Origin of the sequence: Streptomyces sp. NPDC002742 (genome assembly GCF_042888885.1) — a bacterium.
In the GTDB taxonomy this organism is placed as follows: Bacteria; Actinomycetota; Actinomycetes; order Streptomycetales; family Streptomycetaceae; genus Streptomyces.
In genome coordinates, this window is sequence record NZ_JBIAQF010000001.1 from 410,050 (window position 1) to 432,045 (window position 21,996).

Below are 21,996 nucleotides of genomic sequence, written 5' to 3' on the forward strand. Positions count from 1 at the left end.
TCCCCCCCCCCACGCCTTCTCAGGGCACAAGCACCAAGGAGTACACGCCACATGACACCTCGTCACCAGCGCGACCTGACCCGCCGCAAGATGCTGTTCGCCCTCGGCGGCGCGGCCGTGGCCGCACCCGCCATCGCGGCGATCGCGCCCTACGCCATGGCCGGGACGACGGACGCCGCCCCCAAGGCCGCCGGCTCGCTCCCGCTGACGATCGTCAACAACAGCGGCTCGTTCGGCAACGCGTCGGTGTACGTGTACATCGTCGGCAACCAGGACGGCCAGCAGGTGCGCGTCACCCAGGACGGCACCCTGGCGCCGATCTCCCTCTCGGACAACGGCGCGGACGGGTTCACCGACTACGCGCTCACGCTGGCCGGGAGCGGGGAGACGCAGCTCAGCCTCCCGCACATGTCCGGCCGCATCTATGTGTCACTGGGCGCGAAGCTGAAGTTCAAGGCGGTCAAGGACGGAAACGGAAATGCGGCTCTCCAGTACCCGGCCGGCTGGGTCACCTCGGACCCCAGCTTCGCGGTCCTGCACGACTGTGCCGAGTTCACCTACAACTCCGCCGGCATGTTCTGCAACACGACCATGGTCGACATGTTCAGCGTGCCCATGAGCATCCGGCTGAAGGGGGACAAGGAGCAGACCACGGGCACCGTCCGCGACGGCGGGCGGGCCGCAGCCTTCGCCGCGGTGAAGCAGGTGGAGGACTTCGCGCCCCTGGTGGTGGACGACGTCCGCGTCATCGCCCCGGGCCACGGCCTCGACTCCGGCCTCTTCGCCAAGGACTACTTCGCCCCGTACATCGACGAAGTGTGGAGCACGTACACCGGCAAGGACCTGACGGTCACCACCAGCGCGGGCACGTTCACCGGCCGGGTGCGCGCGGACAGGTTCACCTTCGACGGACCCGCCGCCGTCTCGTTCGCCAAGCCCTCCACCCGTGACGTCCTGTTCTGCGACGGCGGCCTCGCCGCGCCGAACGACGGCACCACCGGCCCGGTGGCCGCTGTCCTCGGCGCGGGCTTCAACCGCTCCACACTGCTCAGCAACCCGGCCCAGCCGACCACCTCCGCGGCCGACTTCTACCGGACCGACCTCACCAACCACTACTCCAAAGCCATTCACGCGGCCACCGAGGACGGCAAGGCCTACGGCTTCGCCTTCGACGACGTCGCCGACTTCGCGTCCTTCATCCAGGACACCGCGCCCACGGCGATCCGCCTCACGCTGACGCCGTTCTAGGGTGCCCGCGCCCTGCCCGTCGCGGGCAGGGCGCGGAACCGGCGGCGAGCGCCGGGGAGAGGATCAGGATCCGTCCTTGGAGAGCAGGTGGGGTGCGTGCGTCGCCACCGCCGACATGACCTGCCGCTTCGACGGGTTCACCATCGAGGTGCCCGCGACCGTCACGGTCGGGACGGTCTCGTTGCCGTCCGCGACCGAGCGGACGAAGGCGGCTGCCCCGGGGTCCTTCCAGATGTTCTTCTCGGTGTACCGCAACCGGCTGAAGCGCAGCCGCAGGCGCAGTTTCATGCAGTACGGGCACAGCGGCCGCCAGTAGACGACCACGCCCTCGTCGTTCCCGGTCACGGATCTCCCCCTTGATCGTCACGGTGCTTCGGGCAGCGTAGAGGAGCGGCCGGGCGGTGCCCAGGGCGTCCGGGAGCCGAGCCGGGCCGGCCGAAGGGAAGGCCGCGGCACGGGGCGCGTCGGTCCGTTTCGGCCGGGGATATCGATGCGGACCGGTACTCCGGTCGCGCGCCACTGGTGAGCGAATATGGTGGAACCCTGGCAAATCGGAATGCATGGGCGGTTAACGGTCTACGGAAGTGTCATGGGAGCATCGCTGGGCGGACATGGCCGACCGGGGTCGGAGCTGGACGAGGCCGTGCTCAGGGCGCTCTTCTCCGAGTCGACCGTGGGCCTGCACGTCCTCGACACGCAGCTTCGCCTGGTGCGGTTCAACACGGCGGCCCGCTATGTCCGGGCGTTCGCCCTGGAGGAGGCCCTGGGCCGTCACCCGAGGGAGTGGGCCGGTGATTTCTACACCGGGTCCTACGAGTCGACGGTGCTCGAAGTGCTGGACACCGGTGTGCCGGCTCTGGACGTGGAGGTGCGCGGCCATCTGGGTCCCGACCAGCCCGAGATCGTCCTGTCGGTCTCCTGCTTCCGCCTGGAGGACACGGCCGGCGGTGTCATGGGGGTGGCGACGGCGGTCGTGGACATCACCGAGCGGAAACGGGCGGCGGCGCGCCTGGCCCTGCTGGAGAGGGCGAGCGGGCGCATCGGCACGACACTGGACATCTTCCGTACGGCGCAGGAGTTCGCCGACGAGATGGTGCCCGCGCTGGCCGACACGGTGGTGATCGAGGTTCTTGACTCCGTCCTGCGGGGCGAGGTGTCCGCGCCGGGCACCGTGATGGAGTTCGGGGCGATGCGGTGCACGGGCCGTCGGTCCGTCGTTCCGGAGGCCGAGCGGTACCTTCCCTCCATCGGCGAGGCGATCGGCCTGTCCTCGGCGACCCCCTTCGCCCAGTGTCTGTCGGACCTCCAGCCACGCATGATCGAGCACTTGAACCCGGACGCGGGGTGGTTGCCGCGAGAACCCGTGCGGGGGCGCCGCATGATCGAGGCGGGGGCGCATTCGGTCCTCGTACTGCCACTGGCGGCCCGCGGCTCCGTGGTCGGGGTCGCACACTGCTACCGGGACCGTACCCCGCACGCCTTCGATGACGGCGAGCTCGCGCTCGCGGCCGAACTCGCCGACCGGGTGGCACTGTGCCTGGACAACGCCCGGCTGTACACCAGGGAGCGATCGGCCGCCCGCGTCCTCCAGCTCAGTCTGCGACCGGCCCGGATCTCCGGCCACACCGCGGTGGAGACCGCCTACAGCTACTGTCCGCTCGGCGCCGGCGGAGACTGGTTCGACGTGATCCCGCTGTCCGGAGCGCGGGTGGCCCTGGTGACGGGCGACACCGAGGGCAGGGGCCTGAGGGCCGCCGCCACCATGGGTGAGGTGAGGGCCGCGATCAGCGCGCTGGCCGTGCTCGACCTGGCACCCGACGAGGTCCTGGAACGGCTGCACGCCCTGGTGACCCGCCTCCGCGGAGAACGGCCCCGTGAGCCGGACGCCCCGGCCGACGACGAGGTCGAGGACACGACCTGTCTCTACCTCGTCTACAGCCCCGTCACCCGCCTCTGCGCGGTGGCGAGTGCCGGGCATCCGCCTCCCGTGCTGGCCCTGCCCGACGGGACCGTCGAGTACGCCGTGGCGCCGACCGGGCCGTCGCTGGGCCGTGGTCTGGCGAAGTACGGCACGGCCGAGTTCGAGGTCGCGGAGGGCAGCATCCTCCTGATGTCCAACACCGCCATGCTGCGTGCCGTCTCGCAGGACCCCCACGAGCAGCTGGTCCGGATCCGCGGTGCGTTGCTGCCGGCCGACCGGCCCCTGCAGAAGATCTGTGACGAGGTGCTCTACCGGCTGACGCCGGACCAAGCGGAGAACGACGCCGTCCTGCTGCTGGCCCGTACCCGCTCCCTGGGACCGGATCAGGTCGCGTCGTGGACCCTGCCCAACCACCCCGCGGCCGTCGCCGAGGCGCGCGACCGCGCCGAGCGCGCACTCACGGACTGGGGCCTGGAACAGCACGCCTTCCCCACCACCCTGGTGGTCAGCGAACTCGTCACCAACGCGGTCCGTTACTCGGACGGTCCCATCGGAGTACGCCTCATCCTCGACGGCTCCGTCGTCGTCTGCGAGGTGACCGACGACAGCAGCACCGCGCCACACCTGAGGCACGCCGAGGAGGTCGACGAGGGCGGCCGGGGCCTCTATCTGACCTGGCAGGTCAGCCGCCGCTGGGGAACCCGCCCCGAGGCCCGCGGCAAGACGATCTGGGCGGAGGTCGCCCTGTCCGAGGACGGCTGAGAACGCGAGGCCCCCTTGCCCGCGGGTGCGGTGGGTACCCGGGACAGGTCGCCCTGCTGAGGGAGGCGCCCGGCCAGGACCGGCTGCGACGGCCGACCGGGTGGCATGACACGCGTCCCCCGGCCGGACGCCGCCGCCGGGCCGTGTCGTCCATCCCCGCCGGGCCGGCCGTCCGTTACGCTCGCAACGCCATACCAGGCCCCTAATACACGGAGGACAGGACGGCGGGGATCAATCGCGAGCGCCTCGTCAGGACGCTGACGTTCTGGCTGCGGCCCGCCTTCGCGTTGCGGGTCATCAACCGCTTCCAGAAGATCGTGGGTTTCGACCGCTCCATGGCCCTGGCGTCCAGCGCGCTCACCGCGACCATCCCGCTCACGATTCTCTGCGGCGCGGTGCTGAGCAGCTTCTCGGACTACGACGCCGCCGAGCGGATCATCCAGCGGTACGGCCTCACCGGACAGGGCGCCCAGGCGGTCAGGTCACTCCTCGCCCCTGCCGAGGGCACCAGCGCGAGCGTGGGTGTTTTCGGAAGCGTGTTCCTGGTCATCTCCGTGCTGAGCTTCGCGCGCGCCACGCAGCGCCTGTTCGAACAGACATGGGAACTGACCCCGCTCAGCGTCCGCAACACGAAGAACGGCCTGTGGTGGATCCTCGGGCTCGGCGGCTACGCGGCGGTCACCGGGTGGCTCCACGCGGTCCTCGGGGGGAGCAAGTTCGGACTGGTGGCTTCGGTGTGCGAGATCCCGGTGAGTGTCGCCTTCCTGGTCTGGAGCGGCTGGGACCTGTCCGCGAAGCGGATCCCCTGGCGCGACCTGCTGCCGTTCGGTATCACGGCGGCCGTGCTGACCGCGCTCTACTCCGTGGGCGCGACCGTCTACCTCCCGCGGCTCTTCAACTCCTACGCATCACGCTACGGTGCGGTCGGTGCCGTGTTCGCGATGATCTCGGCGCTCTTCGCCGCGATGTTCGTCATCGTCGCCTCGGCGGCCCTCGGACGCGAGATGCGCGACGAACTCACCCGGATCCGCGGCGGCGACCGCCCCTCGGACGACGAGGTCCGCCGCCAGTGGGACAGCGTGGTCGAACAGACCAGGTCGCGCTGGCGCACCACACGCGAACAGGTCTCCTCCCATCGCCGCGCCAAGGACTCCAAGAAGCCGTAGGGCTACTTCGCGCGGGCGACGAGCAGGGCGACGTCGTCGTGGTCGTCGGAGTTGCGCAGGCCGTACAGCAGAAGGTCGCAGATCTCCTCCAGGGGGCGGCCCGGTTCGTCGAGGAAGCCGAGGAGGACGTTCAGGCGGTCGTCGATGGGATGCAGCCGGGTCTCGACCAGGCCGTCCGTATAGAGGACGAGCAGGTCGTCGGGGGCGAATTCCACCGTGGTGGTCTCGAACGGGATGCCGCCGACGCCGAGGGGGGCGCCCGACGGCAGGTCCAGCAGTTCGGCGGCGTCGCCGGGACGGGCCAGAGCGGGCGGCATGTGTCCGGCGTTGGCGATGCGGCACTGCCTGTTGTGGGGGTCGTACACGGCGTAGATGCAGGTGACGATGTAGTGCTCCAGGTCGCACGTGATCTTGTCGAGGTGGTGGAGCACATCGCCGGGGTCGAGGTCCAGGTCGGCGTAGGCGCACGTGGCGGTGCGCAGCCTGCCCATGGTGGCGGCGGCGTCGATGCCGTTGCCCATGACGTCGCCGACGACCAGCGCGGTCCGGTCGTCGGCCAGCGGAATGACGTCGTACCAGTCGCCGCCGACCTCGCTGGTGGCCTGGGCGGGCTGGTAGCGGGACGCGACCTCCAGACCGGTGAGGTGGGGCGGATGATCGGGCAGCAGACTGCGCTGGAGGGTGACGGCGGTGTTGCGCACGCTCTGGAACCACCGGGCGTTGTCGATGGCCACCGCGGCACGGGTGGCCAGCTCACTGGCCAGGACGACATCGTCGTCGTCGAAGGGGAGCGGGTTGCGGGTGCGCTTGAGGTCGAGGGCGCCGAGTACCTCACCGTGCGCGATCAGCGGAACGGCGAGATACGAGTGGACACCGGCCTGTGCCAGGAGGGCCGTACCCTCGGCGTCGCGGGCGATGCGCGGCAGATCGTGCTCGCCGACGTGCCGCACCAGGACAGGCCTGCCGGTGTGCACGCACAGGGTCACCAGGCGGTCACCGTCGTACGCGGCCATTTCACCGGGAGGGTCGGCGGCGCGCAGCGCCACGGTGGGGTAGGACGCCTTCAGCGCGAGAGAGCGGAAGAACTCCGGGCCGCTGTCCGGCCTGCGCTTGCGACGGCAGGCCAGGACGGAGTCGAGGACGTCCACCGCGACCACGTCGGCCAGCTCGGGGGCGGCGATCTCGGCCAGTTCGCGAGCGGTCTGCTCCACCTCCAGGGTGGTGCCGACCCGGGTGGAGGCGCTGGCGATGAGCGCGAGGCGACGCCGCGCCCGGTCCGCCTCGGCGGCGGCGCGATGGCGTTCGGTGACGTCGACGACCGAGGCGGCCGCGCCCAGCACCCGTCCGCCCGCGTCCTCCAGCCGGTAGAAGGACAGGGACCAGGCGTGCTCGTGGTCGGGATCGGTCGGCGGGCGGCCCACGTGGTACTGGTCGAGCAGGGGTGTGCCCGTGGTGAGCACCTGACGCAACGCCGACTCGACGGTGTCCACGTCGGGGAAAGGCAGCGTCTCCCGCAGATGACGGCCGACATGGTCCTCGGCGGGGATGCCGTCGATCCGCTCCAGCGCCGGGTTGACCATGAGATAGCGCAGTTCGGGGTCCATCAGGGCCAGACCGATCGGAGACTGGTTGATCAGCTGTTCGCACAGGGCGAGATCGGTCTCCACCCGCTGGAGCATGGTGTGGTCGGCCGCGATACCGAGGGCGTAGACCTCCCCGCGATCGTCGAGGAGCCGCATGTTGCGGAACTCCATCAGACGGGTGCTGCCGTCCTTGTGCCGGATGGGGAAGGCACCGGCCCAACTTCGCCCCGTCTCCAGCACATCGGCGAACAGCTCGGTCACGGACTGCATGTGCTCGGGATGGATGATCAGACGCGCCGCGTACTTGCCGAGAGCCTCTTCGGCCGAATAGCCGATGAGATCCTCTGCCTGAGGGGTCCAGAAGACGATGCGTCCCTCGGCGTCGAGGACCATCGCGGCCACGCTGAGCACATCGAGCAGGCCGGTCGGCCGGGAAGCGTCGGGCTCGTAGCCTCCACTGTCGGACTGCGAGGAATCGGCTGTCATCCCTGGCCCTCCTCCACCGGCCGCGGCGCGGTGTGCCCGGCTCCGTCGCCGTCGCCGCGCACCTGTGTGCCGACCCCGGCCCTTCCATGCTGCGCCCTGCCCCCGGCCTTGCCCACTCCAGAGCGGCGGGTTGGCATGTTCAGGGCCAGGGGGCGGGTGCCGTGCGGCGCCGGCCGGGTCCGGTGATCATCCGCCGGGCCGTGCACATCGGACGGACAAGCAGGAACATGGTCGTGGGTAAAGGATGAGAGCTTCATGGTTTCTGCGCAGGAAGGTTCCGACGCGCCCGCGTCCGAAGGACCGGGCGATCCCTTCGACGCGTCCACCGACGCGGCGGCGGTGGTGTCCGGCGACGGGGTGGTGCTGGGCTGGACCCGGGGTGCCGAATCGCTCCTCGGCTACCCGGCGGCCGAGATGGCCGGCACCTCGGCCGCGCAGCTGCTCGCGCTGCCCAGGGACCCGGTGCGGGTGGCGGGTGTCGCGGAGCGGTGCCGCGCGGGAATGGGCTGGAGCGGCCTCATCCCCGTACGGCACCGCGACGGCCGGCGCATCGACGTGGACCTGCGCGTCTCCGCGTCCTTCCGCATGGGCGAGAGCGAGTGCTTCCTGCTCTCGGCACGGGACCGGAGACGGCAGTGGACGGTGGGCCCGGCCTTCATCGACGGATTCCTGACCCGCTCACCGGTCGGCATGGCCGTGCTGGACCTGCAGCTGCGCTACGTCTGGATGAACGAAACGCTGGAACACCTGGGCGGTGTGCCCCGCGAACAGCGGCTCGGGCGCCGGCTGACCGAACTGCTGCCGGGGCTGCAGGCGGAGACCATCGAGGGGCTGATGCACAAGGTCCTGGCGACCGGCGAGCCCGTGATCGACTACGAATACCTGGGATGGAGCTGGGCCGACCCGCATCGCCGGCACGCCTATTCCACCTCGTTCTTCCCGCTGCTGGGCGTCGACAACTCGTACACCGGTGTGTGTTACATGGTCCTGGACGTCACCGAGCGGTGGAACGCCCGGCAGCTCCTGTCGCTGGTCAACGAGGCCGGGACCACCATCGGCAGGACCCTCGACGTCATGCGGACGGCGCAGGAGCTCGCGGACTTCGCCGTTCCGCGCTTCGCGGACTTCGTCATCGTCGACCTCCTGGAATCCGTCCTCAGCACCGAGGGGCACGGAGCCTGGCTGTCGGACGCGGGACCGGCGCCCGCCAAGCCGATGATGCGCCGCGCGGGTATGAGCTCGGTGCGGGAGGGCTGCCCGGAGGCCGTGGCCCGGATCGGGGACCGGGCGGACTTCCTCCCGCCACCCCACGACGTGCACCTGCTCACCAACGGTGAGCCCGTCCTCGTCCAGGTCCTCGACCCGGACGACGACCTGTGGATCGCCGAGGAGCCCGCGAGAGCGGAAAGCATCCGCCGGTACGGGCTGCACTCCCTCATCTCCGTGCCGATGCGGGCGCGCAACACCGCCCTCGGCCTCACCACGTTCGTACGGTCCATCAATCCGGTCTCGTTCCAGCCCGACGACGTCCTGCTGGCACGCGAGGTGGTGGCACGCGCGGCGCTGTGCGTCGACAACGCCCGCCGCTACACCCGCGAACACACGGCGGCGGTCACCCTCCAGCGCAGTCTGCTGCCGCACGCCCTGACCGGCGGGACAGCGCTGGAGATCGCCTCGTCCTATCTGCCGGCGGACCCGAGCGGCGGGGTCGGCGGCGACTGGTTCGACGTGATTCCGCTGTCCGGCGCCCGTGTCGGCCTGGTCGTCGGCGACGTGGTCGGCCACGGCATCACCGCGGCCGCCACCATGGGCCGGCTGCGCACCGCGGTGCAGACCCTCGCCGACATGGAGATGCCCCCCGACGAACTGCTGGCCCACCTGGACGACCTCGTGCTCCGGCTGAGCGAGGAGCGGACCCACGAGCAGGAGGCCGACCGGAGCACGACCGAGTCCTTCCTCGGAGCGACCTGTCTGTACGCCGTCTACGATCCCGTCACCAGACGCTGCACGATGGCCCGCGCCGGACATCCGCCCCCGGTCGTCGTCGCCCCCGACGGGCAGGTCACCTTTCCGGAGCTGCCCGCCGGCCCCCCGCTCGGGCTCGGCGGGATGGCGTTCGAGAGCCATGAACTGGAACTCGCCGAGAACAGCCTGATCGGTCTCTACACCGACGGACTCGTCGAGGGCGGCCACTACGACATGGAACTCGGCATGGCACGCCTCGGGGAACTGCTGGCCCGGTCGGACCCCGACCTCGAATCGCTGTGCTCGGACGTCGTACGGCAGCTCGTACCCGTGCCCCAGCCCGACGACATCGCCCTGCTCCTGGCGCGCACGCACACCCTGGGAGACGACCACGTCGTCTCGTGGGAGGTGCCGGTGGACCCGGCAGCCGTCTCCGACATGCGGGCCCGTGCCACACGCGTCGTCGAATCCTGGGGTCTCGGGGAACTGACCATGACGACGGAACTCATCGTGAGCGAACTGGTCACCAACGCGATCCGCTACGCCGAACCGCCCATTCGGCTGCGGATGCTCTGCGACACCCGGCTGACCTGCGAGGTCTCCGACGCCAGCAGTACCGCCCCACGGCTCAGACACGCCCGGAGCATGGACGAAGGCGGCCGCGGTCTCTTTCTGGTGGCGCAACTCGCCCATCGATGGGGCGCCCGCCACTCGGCGGAGGGAAAGGTCATCTGGGCCGAACAGGAGATTCCGTGAGCGGCCGGACCCCTGGGGCGGGCTGCTCCGGGCGGGGCGTCCCCGGCTCAGCCGAGGCCGGCCTCCGGCCGGTCCGCCCGGCCGGGACCGCCGTCCGGCTCGCAGGGATCGACGCCATGGCTTTCGCACCAGGAACGGTACGCGGCGACCGCTGTGGGAAGCGTGGGGAAGATCCGGTCCTCGCCGACGGACGCGCTCAGCCCGTAGGCGTCCAGCTCGTCGCGCAGATCCTGCTTGACCCGGGCCATCGCGAACTCGATCCCGCGTCCCCCGAGTTCCCGCCGCAGCTCGTCCAGCGAGTCCAGCGCGGTGATGTCCACCTCCACATTGGCCTCCGCGTTGAGGACGAACCAACGGACCGGGACCTCCTGTTCGGCCACCGCGCCCAGGGCGCTGCGCCGGAAGTCCTCCGCGTTGGCGAAGAACAGCGGAGAGTCGTAGCGGTAGACCAGCAGACCGGGGATCACCCGGGCCTCGGGGAAGTCGTCGACGTCGTGCATGCCCGCCATGCCCGGCACCAGTCCCTGGACCGCGTCGTGCGGGCGCGCCACCCTGCTCAACAGCTCGGCGACCGACAGACCCACGGCCACCAGCACCCCGTACAGGATGTCGAGGGCGAGGACGCCGACCAGACAGCCGAGAGCCAGCAGCAGTTCCCGGGCCCGGAAGGACGCCAGCCGCCGGAAGCCGGCCAGGTCGATCATCCGGATCGCGGCGTAGACGACCAGCGCACCCAGGACGGCCTTGGGGGTGTTGGTGAGCAGCGGGCTCAGGAACAGCAGGACGGCCAGCACGGAAACCCCGGCCGTGAGCCCGTACGCCTGGGAGTGCGCGCCCGTGGACTGCGCTAGTGCCGTACGGCTGGCGCTGCTGCTCACCGGGAAGCCCTGAAGGGTGCCGGCGCCGAGGTTCACGGCGCCCAGGGCCAGCAACTCCTGGTTCGCGTCCAGCGCCGTACCGCCGTCGTCGGTCGTGAAGGCCCGCGCGGTCAGGATGAAGTCGGTGTAGCCGACGAGCAGGACACCGAGGGCGGGCAGCAGCAGTTGGGGCAGGTTCCCGAGACCGGGCAGTTCCGGGCGGGGCAGCCCGGCCGGAATCTCCCCGATCACCGCGAGGCCGTGGTCCTGGAGGTCGAACACCGCGACCACGGCCGTGCCGAGGACGAGGGCGAGCAACGGCCCCGGGATCCTCCAGCGGAAGCGCGTGGCCAGGTACAGGAAGACCAGCGTCACCGCGCTGAAGATCACCGTCATGGGATGGATCTCGTCCAGGTTCCCGAAGAACGAGGCCAGCTTGGGGAAGAACCCCGAACCGTCCGTCGGGACGCCGGTGAGCTTGGTGAGCTGATCCACCATCATGATCAGTGCCACGCCCGCGAGATACCCGATCAGTACGGGCCGGGAGAGCAGGTCCGCCACGAATCCCAGCCGCGCCGCCCACGCGACGAGACACATCAGACCCACCGCGAAGGCGAGCGCGGACGCCAGGACCGCGTACCGCGCCGGATCGCCGCCGGCGAGCGGCCCCACCACCGTCGCGGTCATCAGCGCCGTCGTCGACTCGGGCCCCACCGACAGAAGCCGGGACGAGCCGAGGAGGGCGTACAGCACGATGGCGGGCAGGATCGCCCACAGACCCACGACGGGTGGCAGCCCCGCGACACTGGCGTACGCCATGACCTGCGGCACCAGATAGGCGGCGACCGTGACCCCGGCCAGCAGGTCCCCGCGCAGCCAGCTCCGCCGGTACCCCCTGAGCACGGCGAGGCCGGGGACCGCCGGCACAGCGCGACGCCAGCCTTCGCCTGGGGTGCCGGGGTGCTTCGACACGGCTGTCCTTCGGGTAGGTCCGCGCCGGACGGGCACGGACAGGGGCCCGCGTACTCAGTCGGTGCGCTGCGCCCTGCGGGCCAGGAGCTTACCCACCTCCCACAGGACCAGGAGTGCGACGGCGGACAGCAGGGCCCAGCCGAACTGCCGCAGATCGATCCGGGTGGTGCCCAGGATGCGACGGAACCCGTCCATCTGGGTCACCAGGACCGCCAGGACGAACTGGGCCAGTGCCGTCCAGTTCATCTGCTTGCTGTCGAACGTGCTCGTCGTCAGTACCGAGTCCGTCTCGCTGCGGCATTCGAACGCGGCCACGATCAGGCAGAGCGCGAACGCCGTGAACGCCATCGAACTGCCGATGTGGACGCTGTCGAAGCGGGATTCGCCCAGCTTGATCAGCCCGAGCAGGATGAGTGTGATCGCCAGCCCGCTGAGGCAGACCGTCACCATCACGGGCCGGGTCAGCACTGTCTCCCCCCGGGGACGCGGCCTGCGCCGCATGAGCCCCGCGCTCTCCTTGTCGAAGCCGAGCGCGAAGCCGAACGAGGCGTTGACCACGAAGTGGATCCACAACACCTGCGGCGGGGTGAAGGGTTCACCGGCCGCGATGTTGAAGACGGTCGCCCCGAGGAAGGTCAGGACGAAGGTGACCAGCAGCAGGAGCACGAAGCGGATGTACTTGGTGAGGTTGTCGTAGAGATTGCGGCCCTGTTCCACGGCGTAGACGATCGTCGCGAAGTTGTCGTCGGACAGGATCATCCGCGCCGCGTTCTTCGCCACGTCCGTGCCGCTGCCCATGGCGATACCGATGTCGGCGGACTTGATGGCGGGAGCGTCGTTGACGCCGTCGCCGGTCATCGCGACGACATCGCCCTTCTTCTTGAGCGTGGCCGCCAGCAGCACCTTGTGCTCCGGGGCGACCCGTCCCACCACACCGATGTCGTCGATGCGGGCGAGCTGCTCGTGCTCCGGCAGCGCGGCGAACTCCGCGCCGAGGACGGCCTCGCCGGGGATCCCGAGCTGCCGGGCGATGGCGGCACCGGTGGTGACGTCGTCCCCGGTCACCATGCGGACCCGGATGTGGGCGGCCTGGGCGCTGGCCACGGCGGCCCGGGACTCCTCGCGGGGCGGGTCGACCATCCCGACCAGACTGGTCATCCGCAGGCCGGTGACATAGCCGAGCAGATCACCGCCGGGATCGAAGTCGGCCGGGTCCAGATCCCGGCTGGCCGCCGCCATCACCCGGCGTCCCTCGCCGCCCATGCGTTCGGCCTGTTCATCGGCGCGCCGGCCGAGCTCCTCGTCCCAGGGAACGGTCGCGCCGCCCGAGAGCGCGGTGGCCGCGCGGGCCGTCACCGCCGGAGCCGCTCCCTTGACGAAACAGCGCACCACCGGCCGGCCCAGGGCGTCGACCGCGGAGTTGAAGGTGGCCATCAGCTTGTAGCCCGGGTCGAAGGGCAGTGTGGCGAGACGCGGCAGCCGCTCGTGCGTGGCGTCGATGTCCAGCCCGGCCTTGTGGGCCAGTACCAGGAACGCGCCTTCCGTGGGATCGCCCACGACCTCGCCGTCCACCAGCCTGGCGTCGTTCGCCACGAGGTACGGCAGGATCGCGTCCTCGATGCTCGCGGAGGAACCCGCGGCGTGCTGGATCCTTCCGTCGAGGCCGTAGCCCGTGCCCGAGACCGTGTACCGGTCGGTGGGGGTCACGATCTCCACGGCCGTCATCTGGTTCATGGTCAGGGTGCCGGTCTTGTCCGAGTTGATCGCCGACGTGAACGCCAGGGTCTCGACGGACGGCAGTTCCTTCACGATCGCGTTGCGCTTCGCCAGATTGAGACTGCCGACGGACAGGATCGCCTGGGTCACCGTGGGCAGGGCCTCGGGAATGGCGGCGATGGCCAGCGAGACCGCGCTGACGAACAGGGCGTCCCAGGGCTGGTCGCGGCGGTACCCGAGCGCGAACATCACGATCATGGTCAGGCCCGCGGCGGCCGTGATCCACAGCGTCAGCGTGTCGAGCTCCTTGGTGAGCGGCGCCTCCTCCCTCTCGGTCGCCGACAGCATCTCCGAGATCTTTCCGAGCTCGGTGCCCTCACCCGTCCCGGTGACGACCACGACACCGCTGCCGTGGGTGACCGGGGTGTGCATGAACGCCATGTTCGACTGATCCCCCGGGCCCAGCAGGACCTTCGGCAGGGTCTCGGCGTCCTTGGTGGCGGGAACGCTCTCGCCGGTGAGCGCCGACTCGTCGATCTGCAACGCGTGGGCTTCGACGATCCGTCCGTCCGCCGGAACCTGGTCGCCGGCGGTGATGTGGACGACATCGCCCACGACCAGCTGCTCCGCCGGGATCTCCGACTCGGTTCCGTCACGTCTGACCCGGGCCGTCGCCGTCAGCATGGACTGGAGCGCGTTCATCGCGCTCTCGGCTTTCCCTTCCTGCCGCAGACCCACGACCGCGTTCAGCAGGGTCAGCAGGACGAGCAGGATCGCGGTGGTCCACTCGGCGATCGCCAGCGAGACGACCGCGGCCACCAGGAGGACCACCTGCATATAGCTGCGGTACTGCTCGACGAACCGCCGCCACGCCGGCTTCGGCTTCTCCTCCGGCAGCGTGTTCGGCCCGTTCTCGGCGAGCAGTTCGGCGACCCGGGCCGCGGTGAGTCCGGACGCGGGATCGACACCGAAGGCCGACGCGACGTCCTGCGGAGCACGCGCGTACCAGAGCTCCGGAGCAACGCGCTCCGGAGCCTTTGGGCCGCTCGACTGCATCCCCATCTCAGCTCTCCGATCTGGATCCGGTCCGCCTCCCTCCACCGAGGGACCTCGAGCGACCTACTTCCGCTTGCCCTTCCCGGTCGGCGATGCCGCGCCGGGCGCCTGCCGCCCCCTCGCCTTCTGGCCGCTCCGTCGCTCTCCGCCGCCTGCTTCGGGCACCGGGTGACCTGCCGCGTACGGATCGGCCGGCGCACCCTCAGGAGCGTCGGCCTCCAGTTCCCGCCTCGCGGCCCGGAGGTCCTTGCGCGCCTCCTTGCCCACCACCGGGTAAGCGGGGTCGATGTCCATGAGCGTGTGAGCCAGCACCGCCGCGGTGGAGATGCGCGCGAACCACTTCCGGTCCGCCGGGACGACGTACCAGGGCGCCCACGGCGTACTCGTCCGCGACAGCATCTCGGAGAACGCGTCCTGGTATTCGTCCCACCGCCTCCGCTCCCGCACGTCGGCGGCGGAGAACTTCCAGTTCCGCTCCGGCAGGTCGAGCCGCTTCATGAAACGCGTGCGCTGTTCCTCCTTGGACAGGTTCAGGAAGATCTTCACGACCTTGAACCCGTTGTCCGTCAGGTAGCGCTCCCAGTCGTTGATGGCCCGGTACCGGCGATCCCAGATGTCCTTCCGGCGCGCGTCCGGCGGCAGCCGCTGGCGGTCGAGGACCTCGGGGTGCACCCGGACGACCAGCACCTCCTCGTAGTGCGAACGGTTGAAGATCGCGATGTCGCCACGCGCGGGCAGCTTCTTGGCGTACCGCCACAGGTAGTCGTGGTCGAGCTCCTCGGCGGAGGGCTGCTTGAAGCTGCTCACCTTGACGCCCTGCGGGTTCACCCCGCTCATTACGTGCCGGATCGTGCCGTCCTTGCCCCCGGCGTCGAGCGCCTGAAGACAGAGCAGTACGCCGTACGTGTCCTGGGCCGCCAGGCGTTCCTGGTACTCGGCGAGCAGGGACACGCCCGTGCGCAGCAGCTCCACCCCCTGCTTCTTCTTCAGACCGCCCTTGTACCGGGGGTCGAAGTCCTCGCCCAGGTCCACCCGCGATCCCGGTTCGACCCGCAGTGGCTCGATGAGCCTCGCGACGCGTTCGGCCCTGGCATCCGTCATGACGACCCGCCTCTTTTCCTGTCACGGTGAGCACCGCGCGGTCACGAGCGCTCACCGACACCGCCCAGGTCGGACGCGGGCGCGGGCCGGAGTCTGGCGGGGATCCACCGGCCGAGCAGCGAAGGGCGTCCCGGGCTCTCGGCCCGCCGCTCCGCCGTTCCCGCCGGTGCAGGACGCTCGGCGGTCGCGTCGCCGACGGCGCTCGGGGCGTGGGTGGTCCCGTCGTCGTGCTGGGCGCCGAGCAGCGCCCGGACCCGGCGTTCGACCAGGATCGGGACGTACGTCCTGACCTTCGCCTGCTGGAACGAACCGCGGGCCGTCGTGACCACTTCGTCCACGACGGACGGGTCCACCGAGGGGTACGCGGCCTTCAGCCTCGTGGCCAGGTGCAGGAGGGCGACCGCCTCGTCCTGGCGGGCGGCCCTGTGACCCGCTGGGCCTGTCGCCGCGAGGCTGCCCGCGGGCGGGGCGGGAGCGCGGCTCGCTTCCCGAGGTGCGCTGTTCTCGTCGGCCGTGGATGCCGGCTCGTCCGTCTTCATCGCTCAACCACCCGCGCGCTCGCAGGACTCGAGCCTCAAGGGGCGGAGACCGCAGGGTCAACGGTTCCGATCCGACCGCCCCGAGACGGCTCGACGGCCGGGTACGAGGCCGTCCCCCTCATTCTGGGACCGCCCGGTCGAATCCGCCTCACGGACGGTGCGCTCCCGCCGGTGCCTGCCCCTCGCGGGAGCGGCCGTCGCGACCGGCCGCTCGCGGGACGGCGCCAGGGCCGTACCCGCGTGGCGGCCGGTCCCGCGAGGGGCCGGGCGACGGCTCGTGGCCGCGGTGCCCGCGGAGGCCTGATCGCTCGCGGAGGTCAGGTCGCCCGCGGAGGTCAGGTGGTGCGCAGGGTCCGCTGGGCGAGTCGGTACGCGGGAAGCATCTCCGTGTGCTCCCCGGTGTCCAGTCCGCCGAGGTGCACGACGACCGGGCCTCGATCGGTGGTGACGGCGAAGGCGGATTCCTTCTTCGACTCCTGGAGGGCCTCACTCGTGTAGACGTACTCCACCTCGGTCCCGGACAGACCGCCCGCGTCGAACGCGCGGTAGACCGCCTTGCCCGCGCCGTGCTCGGCGGCGACGAAGGCCTTGAGTACGGTGGCCGCGTCAGCGGCGCCCGGCTTTCCGGTCCAGACCCGGAGGTAGCCGATGTTCCCGGCGGGCTTGGCGTCGATCTCGCAGACGAGGGTGACCGGGCCCTGCCGGAAGAGCGGATCCGTGACGTCCCTGGTGCCGTCGGCTTTGATCGGGGCCTGCGCCGCCGCGTCGATGGACTGCGGCTTCCAGTCCTCGGCCGTGTCGAAGCTGACCGGCAGTTCGCAGGCCGAGCCCGCGGGACCGAGTGTGCCGCCGCTCTTGGCGGCCGTGGCCGTGCCGGTGGCACCGGAAGCCCGGTCCGTGGACTTCGCGCTCGTGCCCGCCTTCGGACTCCCGTCGGCGGCCGTCGAACAGCCGGTCGCCACGACGGTCGCCAAGGCCACGTACACCGCCCCGCGCCACCCGCCCCGTATTCCTGCAGCCATGATGTGCTCCCCCTGTGGTCCAGTGATCACAATGTAACGGGGGCACGGCTGATGGGTGTGGGGCGGGTGGTACGGGTCAGACCGCGGACCCGGGAAGCAGCGCCCGTCATGTCGGGGCCTGGACTGGCAATCCGTCATGGGCGTTCAGCTGGAGTGCGGTTGGCTCGAATCGCACCATGGTGCGGGCAGGACACATGTCATGTCTGCCTGCGCGCTGTTGAGGCTCCCGGTGGGCGTGCGGAGGGTCAGCCGAAGGCCTTGACCGCCTGGTAGTAGGTCCAGGCCGTGCTGTCGCACGAGACCTTCGTGGCGCCGCTGTAGTTGGCGCAGACCCGCTCCAGGTCCGCGTAAAGGCCGCTGTCGAGACGCGCCTTGTTGGCGTCGAAGGTGCCGGCGGCCTTGTAGTTGCGGTAGCCGAAGTCGTGGCGGGCGCACGAGGTGGCGAAGGGGAAGCCGAACGGGTTGTCCGGCGACGTGGAACAGTAGTCGGTGGACCAGTCGAACGCATACGCTGACCAGGCGGCTTGGTTGGCGCGAGCGGCGACCCAGAGGTTGTAGCTCGACGCGCTGGTCTGGGTCCAACTGGACAGGACCTGGGGCTTGTCGGCAGGGGCGGCGCTAGCGGCTGTAGCGGTCGCCGTGATGGTTGCCAGAGCCATGGCCGAGGCGGCAAGGCCGGTGGCGAGTCTTCGGTGCATCCCACACCTCCATGAGGCTGCGACCCGCCCATCGGGCTGCAGGTTCATGACAAGGATGATCGGCATCGCGGCCCTCCTTGCATAGTGCTTGAACCCCAACAATCAATTAATTCCGTGGAGTTGATGGGGTGCGTTTCATGTCTGCGACCACCATGGCCGACTATGGCTGGATGTGTTCCCTGGGGCTTTGGTGGCGCCACTCCGCGAGTGTGACAACGGGGGGTTGACATGACAACGAGGGGTTGTCAGTCTGAGGGTATGGGGAACACGAAGGATCTCTCATCGCATCAGCCGACTCTCAGCCGCATCAAGGAGGTACGGGCGCAGGCCATCCACCATGCGCGCCTGGCCCGGCAGTTCGCTGTCGAGAGGCGTGAGCTGATGCAGGGCCTCATCGACCAGGGGGTGTCGCAGGCGGACATCGCGCGGGAACTCGGCGTGACGCGGCAGGCCATTCAGAAGATGCTGGCCTGCTGAGGGCTGTCCCGGGCGCGGCGGATTCGTTCGGCCCTCCGCCGACCGGGACGGGCGCCCGGCACAGGTCGAGCGCGTCGCCATGCCGCACGCCCCAAGGGGTCGACATCCGGCGTGACCGGATCGGTCCGCATCCGGACCCGATGAGGTCTGTCGCCGTGGTGCGCGGGCCGGTCAGAGTAGGTGCATGACCCGAGCACTGATCGTCATCGACGTCCAGGAATCCTTCCGCGCCCGCCCCCTGTGGGAGACCATCTCCAACCCGAAGATCACCGACCAGGTGGGCCGGCTCGTCGGACTCGCCCGCAGCGCCGGCGACACGGTGGTGTGGGTTCTGCACTCGGAGCCCGGCAGCGGCGACGTGTTCGACCCCGCCCTCGGCCAGGTCCGGCTGATGGACGAGCTCCGGCGCCAGGACGGGGAACCGCTGATCCACAAGACCTCGCACAACGCCTTCACCACCACCAACCTGCAGCAGCTCCTCACCGAACGCGGTGTCCGCGAGCTCACTGTCTGTGGTATCCGCACGGAGCAGTGCGTGGAGACCACCACGCGCCTCGCGAGCGACCTCGGCTACCGGGTCACCTTCGTCTCCGACGCCACCGCGACCAACCCCATCCCGCACCGTGACGCCCCGGCCGACCAGAGCGTGGCGGAACTGCTCGCCGACCCCCGCACCCTGAGTGCCGAGGAAGTCATCAGGCGCACCGAGTACGCCCTGGCCGGGCGCTTCGCCACCATCGCCACGGTCGATGATCTGGAGACCGCGGCCGCGTCTCGGGCATGATGACCGGATCGTGAGCCACATCGTCTTCTTCCTGGTGCCCGGAGTCCATCTGCTGGACCTGGCAGGACCCGCGCAGGTCTTCTCCACGGCCGCCGACTTCGGGCACCCCTACACCCTCGACTACGTCGCCGAGCAGCCGCGGATCCCCACCGCCCAAGGGCTGCCACTGGTCACCCGGCTCGACTGGCCGGAGCTCGGCCCCGCGGATCTGATCGTCGTCCCCGGCTGGCGGGCGCTCACCCTGACCGACGGCCCCCGTATCGGCGAGGCCACTCTGCGGGTCCTCCGGAAGCATCACGCCAGGGGCGGCACCGTAGCGAGCGTCTGCGCGGGAGCCGACGCGCTCGGCCGGGCCGGGCTGCTCGACGGCCGCCGTTGCACCACGCACCACGACGTCCAGGACGACCTGGCCCGCCGCTACCCCCGGGCGGCAGTGGTCCGCGACGTCCTGTACACCGAGGACGACCGGGTGGTCACCTCGGCGGGCATCGCCAGTGGGATCGATCTCGCCCTGCACCTGATCGCCACCCGGCACGGCCCGGCCGTGGGCGCGCAGGTCGCACGGGACATGGTGGTCTACGCGCGACGTAACGGCCACGAACCCCAGGCCAGCGCGATGCTCCGGTACCGGTCCCACCTGGACGACACCGTGCACCGCGCGCAGGACCTGCTCGACGCCCGCTTCGACCGGCCGGTGCCCCTGCCGGAGCTTTCGGCGGCCCTGGGCGTGAGCGAGCGCACCCTCACCCGCCTCTTCACCCGCGCGACCGACGGCCTCACACCGCTGCGCTATCAGCAGGCCCTGCGTCTGGAGCGCGCCGAGCACCTCATCAGTCACGGCGTCACCGTCGACGCCGCCGCCCGCGCGGTGGGCTTCGAAGACGCCCGCATGCTGCGTCGCCTGCGGGCCCGCGCGACCTGAACCGCGTCGAGCGGGCCTCACGGGAGCGGCCGCACGAGCGGGTCTCAGGTCTCCTGGCCCGCTCCCGTGAGCGTCGCCCGCTGGCGCGCGGCGTGTACGGCCGCGGTCAGCGAGGCGATGTCGTAGGCGCCGTAGTGACGGAGGCCGTTGACGAAGAACGTCGGAGTGCCCGAGACACCGCTGAGGTCGGCAGACTCGACGTCCATGGCCACCCGGGCCGCGCTCGCCCCGTCCCGCAGGTCCTCGCGGAAGCGGCCGCTGTCGAGGCCGAGGCGAGTGGCGTACCGGAACAGGTCCTTCGGCCCGAGATCGCCCTGGTGTCCCATGAGGAGATCGTGCATCTCCCAATAGCGGTTCTGGCGGGCCGCGGCCTCGGCGGCCTGTGCGGCGAGCTGCGCGTTGGGGTGCACGTCGGTGAGCGGAAGATGGCGCCATACGTAGCGGACGTCGCCGAAGTCCACGAGCAGTTCGCGCACCACGGTCTCGGCCAGACCGCAGTAGGGACACTCGAAGTCGCCGTACTCCACGAGGGTCACGGGCGCGTCGAGCGGCCCGCGCACATGGTCGCGCTCCACGTCGACGGGTTCGCTGAGATCGACGATGCTCTGGCCGGTGCCCAGCAGGGCCCGAGCGCGGGAGCGTCCGGTGAGGGCACCGATCAACAGGGTGACGGCCCAGGTGAGGACGAACGAGCCCGCGACCGCGGCCAGGATGCCGACCTTCGCCTGTGCCAGACGGTCGCCGGTGAAGGCCAGCGACGCGATCAGGAGGGCCACGGTGAAGCCCACACCGGCCAGTGTGCCCCCCGCGGTGATCGCACCCCAGCCCACGGGCGGGTGAAGACGCCCCCGGGCCGCGCGCGTGGTGAGCCAGGTGCCGCCGATGATGCCGACGGGCTTGCCGAGCAGGTAGCCGAAGAGGATGCCGAGGGTGACCGGTGAGGTGAAGGCGTCGGCGAGCTGACCGGCGCTCAGGGTGATTCCGGCGTTGGCGAGGGCGAAGAGCGGCACGATCACGAAACTGGTCCAGGGATGGAACATCTGCTGGAGCCGCTCGTTCGGGGAGAGCGTCGAGGCGAGACCGCGCCGCACCGTGCGCTCCAGCTCCGGGGTCGGCTGCTCGCGGAAACGCCGGAACAGCCGGCTGGCGTGTTCCAGATCGCTGCGCTCCGCCGTGTACGCGTAGGTCATCATGCCCATCGCGAGCCCCGTCACCACCGGGTCGATGCCCGACTTCAGGAGTGCCACCCAGATCGCCACACCCAGCACGCCGTACACGGAGGGAATCCGCGCGCCGATCGTTCGCCGGAGCAGCAGGACGACCACGAACAGTCCGAGTGCCGTCAGCAGCGCGGGCAGCGAGATGGTGTCGCTGTAGGCGACGACGACGACGGCCAGGGCCAGGAAGTCGTCCACCACGGCGACGGTGAGCATGAAGACGCGCAGATTGGTGGGCAGCCGTGAACCGAAGACGGCGAGTATGCCGAGTGCGAACGCGGTGTCCGTCGACATCGCGGCACCCCAGCCGTGCGCCGCGGAGCCATGGCCCGAAGTGATGGCCAGGTACACGACGACGGGGACGATCATGCCGAACAGGCCCGCCGACAGCGGCAGGGTGACCCGGCGGCGTTCTCGCAGCTCGCCCAGGTCGAACTCGCGGCGCGCCTCCAGGCCCACGACGAAGAAGAACAGCGTCATCAGGCCGCTGTTCACCCAGTCGCGCAGGTCCATCGACACTCCGCCCGACCCGATACGGATCGACAGCTCGGTGCCCCAGACCGTCTCGTACGAGTCGGCACCGATGTTGGCCCAGGCCAGCGCCATCAGAGCGGCGGCGAGCAGCACGGCGGCGCTGCCGGTCTCCGTCCGCAGAAACGCGCGCAACGGACTGCGAGCGCGCCGGCCGCACTGAGTCTGGCCTGACAGGGGCGACGTATCGGATGGCATGGTCACCCTCCGATTCTCG

Annotated in this window: 16 protein-coding genes; 7 read left to right on the top strand and 9 right to left on the bottom strand. The window is 70.4% G+C overall.

From position 1 onward, the window contains the following. The first annotated feature begins 51 nt into the window (after positions 1-51). Positions 52-1,248 carry a beta-1,3-glucanase family protein gene (locus ACFYW8_RS01760; RefSeq protein WP_389065931.1) on the top strand — a complete coding sequence of 399 codons (1,197 nt, stop codon included), beginning with the start codon at positions 52-54 and terminating at the stop codon, positions 1,246-1,248. 63 nt (positions 1,249-1,311) lie between these two features. Here ACFYW8_RS01760 and ACFYW8_RS01765 read toward each other — a convergent pair whose 3' ends face one another. Continuing rightward, the gene (locus ACFYW8_RS01765) at positions 1,312-1,593 is read right to left on the bottom strand and encodes a glutaredoxin domain-containing protein (protein ID WP_365873706.1); all 282 of its coding nucleotides are present in this window, start codon (positions 1,591-1,593) and stop codon (positions 1,312-1,314) included. Between the two features lie 244 nt (positions 1,594-1,837). Between ACFYW8_RS01765 and ACFYW8_RS01770 the strand changes: the two genes are divergently transcribed. Next, complete coding sequence (locus tag ACFYW8_RS01770) at positions 1,838-3,931, top strand: SpoIIE family protein phosphatase (RefSeq protein WP_389065936.1); 2,094 nt, start codon at positions 1,838-1,840, stop codon at positions 3,929-3,931. A 287-nt stretch (positions 3,932-4,218) separates the two neighbouring features. Beyond that, on the top strand, positions 4,219-5,097 hold the full coding sequence (locus tag ACFYW8_RS01775) for a YhjD/YihY/BrkB family envelope integrity protein (protein WP_389065941.1): 879 nt from the start codon (positions 4,219-4,221) through the stop codon (positions 5,095-5,097). A 2-nt stretch (positions 5,098-5,099) separates the two neighbouring features. Here the strand turns inward: ACFYW8_RS01775 and ACFYW8_RS01780 are convergent, their stop codons facing one another. Beyond that, complete coding sequence (locus ACFYW8_RS01780) at positions 5,100-7,166, bottom strand: SpoIIE family protein phosphatase (protein WP_389065945.1); 2,067 nt, start codon at positions 7,164-7,166, stop codon at positions 5,100-5,102. 255 nt (positions 7,167-7,421) lie between these two features. On the opposite strand from ACFYW8_RS01780, the gene ACFYW8_RS01785 reads away from it, so the two are divergent. Then, the gene (locus ACFYW8_RS01785) at positions 7,422-9,887 is read left to right on the top strand and encodes a SpoIIE family protein phosphatase (protein WP_365873714.1); all 2,466 of its coding nucleotides are present in this window, start codon (positions 7,422-7,424) and stop codon (positions 9,885-9,887) included. A gap of 47 nt (positions 9,888-9,934) precedes the next feature. Here ACFYW8_RS01785 and ACFYW8_RS01790 read toward each other — a convergent pair whose 3' ends face one another. The 6 genes from ACFYW8_RS01790 to ACFYW8_RS01815 all read right to left on the bottom strand — a co-directional run bounded on the left by ACFYW8_RS01790 (position 9,935) and on the right by ACFYW8_RS01815 (position 17,848). Continuing rightward, complete coding sequence (locus ACFYW8_RS01790; protein ID WP_389065951.1) at positions 9,935-11,716, bottom strand: SulP family inorganic anion transporter; 1,782 nt, start codon at positions 11,714-11,716, stop codon at positions 9,935-9,937. Positions 11,717-11,770: 54 nt separating this feature from the next. After that, entirely contained in the window at positions 11,771-14,488 is a 2,718-nt protein-coding gene (locus tag ACFYW8_RS01795; RefSeq protein ID WP_389066582.1) for a cation-translocating P-type ATPase, read from the bottom strand. Between the two features lie 63 nt (positions 14,489-14,551). Next, on the bottom strand, positions 14,552-15,589 hold the full coding sequence (locus ACFYW8_RS01800) for a polyphosphate kinase 2 family protein (RefSeq protein ID WP_389065955.1): 1,038 nt from the start codon (positions 15,587-15,589) through the stop codon (positions 14,552-14,554). Positions 15,590-15,630: 41 nt separating this feature from the next. Next, on the bottom strand, positions 15,631-16,128 hold the full coding sequence (locus ACFYW8_RS01805; RefSeq protein WP_389065958.1) for a three-helix bundle dimerization domain-containing protein: 498 nt from the start codon (positions 16,126-16,128) through the stop codon (positions 15,631-15,633). A gap of 335 nt (positions 16,129-16,463) precedes the next feature. After that, positions 16,464-17,150: a lipoprotein gene (locus ACFYW8_RS01810; protein ID WP_389065962.1), complete on the bottom strand. Its 687-nt coding sequence runs from the start codon at positions 17,148-17,150 to the stop codon at positions 16,464-16,466. A 245-nt stretch (positions 17,151-17,395) separates the two neighbouring features. Continuing rightward, the gene (locus tag ACFYW8_RS01815; protein ID WP_365873726.1) at positions 17,396-17,848 is read right to left on the bottom strand and encodes a phospholipase; all 453 of its coding nucleotides are present in this window, start codon (positions 17,846-17,848) and stop codon (positions 17,396-17,398) included. 258 nt (positions 17,849-18,106) lie between these two features. On the opposite strand from ACFYW8_RS01815, the gene ACFYW8_RS01820 reads away from it, so the two are divergent. The 3 genes from ACFYW8_RS01820 (at position 18,107) to ACFYW8_RS01830 (ending at position 20,031) form a co-directional block, all read left to right on the top strand. Further along, the gene (locus tag ACFYW8_RS01820; RefSeq protein WP_365873728.1) at positions 18,107-18,325 is read left to right on the top strand and encodes a hypothetical protein; all 219 of its coding nucleotides are present in this window, start codon (positions 18,107-18,109) and stop codon (positions 18,323-18,325) included. Between the two features lie 184 nt (positions 18,326-18,509). After that, on the top strand, positions 18,510-19,109 hold the full coding sequence (locus tag ACFYW8_RS01825) for an isochorismatase family protein (RefSeq protein WP_365873730.1): 600 nt from the start codon (positions 18,510-18,512) through the stop codon (positions 19,107-19,109). Between the two features lie 10 nt (positions 19,110-19,119). Continuing rightward, positions 19,120-20,031, top strand: a complete 912-nt coding sequence (locus ACFYW8_RS01830) for a GlxA family transcriptional regulator (RefSeq protein ID WP_389065974.1) — start codon at positions 19,120-19,122, stop codon at positions 20,029-20,031. A gap of 44 nt (positions 20,032-20,075) precedes the next feature. Here ACFYW8_RS01830 and nhaA read toward each other — a convergent pair whose 3' ends face one another. Continuing rightward, positions 20,076-21,977 carry a Na+/H+ antiporter NhaA gene (gene nhaA, locus ACFYW8_RS01835; RefSeq protein WP_389066587.1) on the bottom strand — a complete coding sequence of 634 codons (1,902 nt, stop codon included), beginning with the start codon at positions 21,975-21,977 and terminating at the stop codon, positions 20,076-20,078. Positions 21,978-21,996 lie beyond the last annotated feature (19 nt).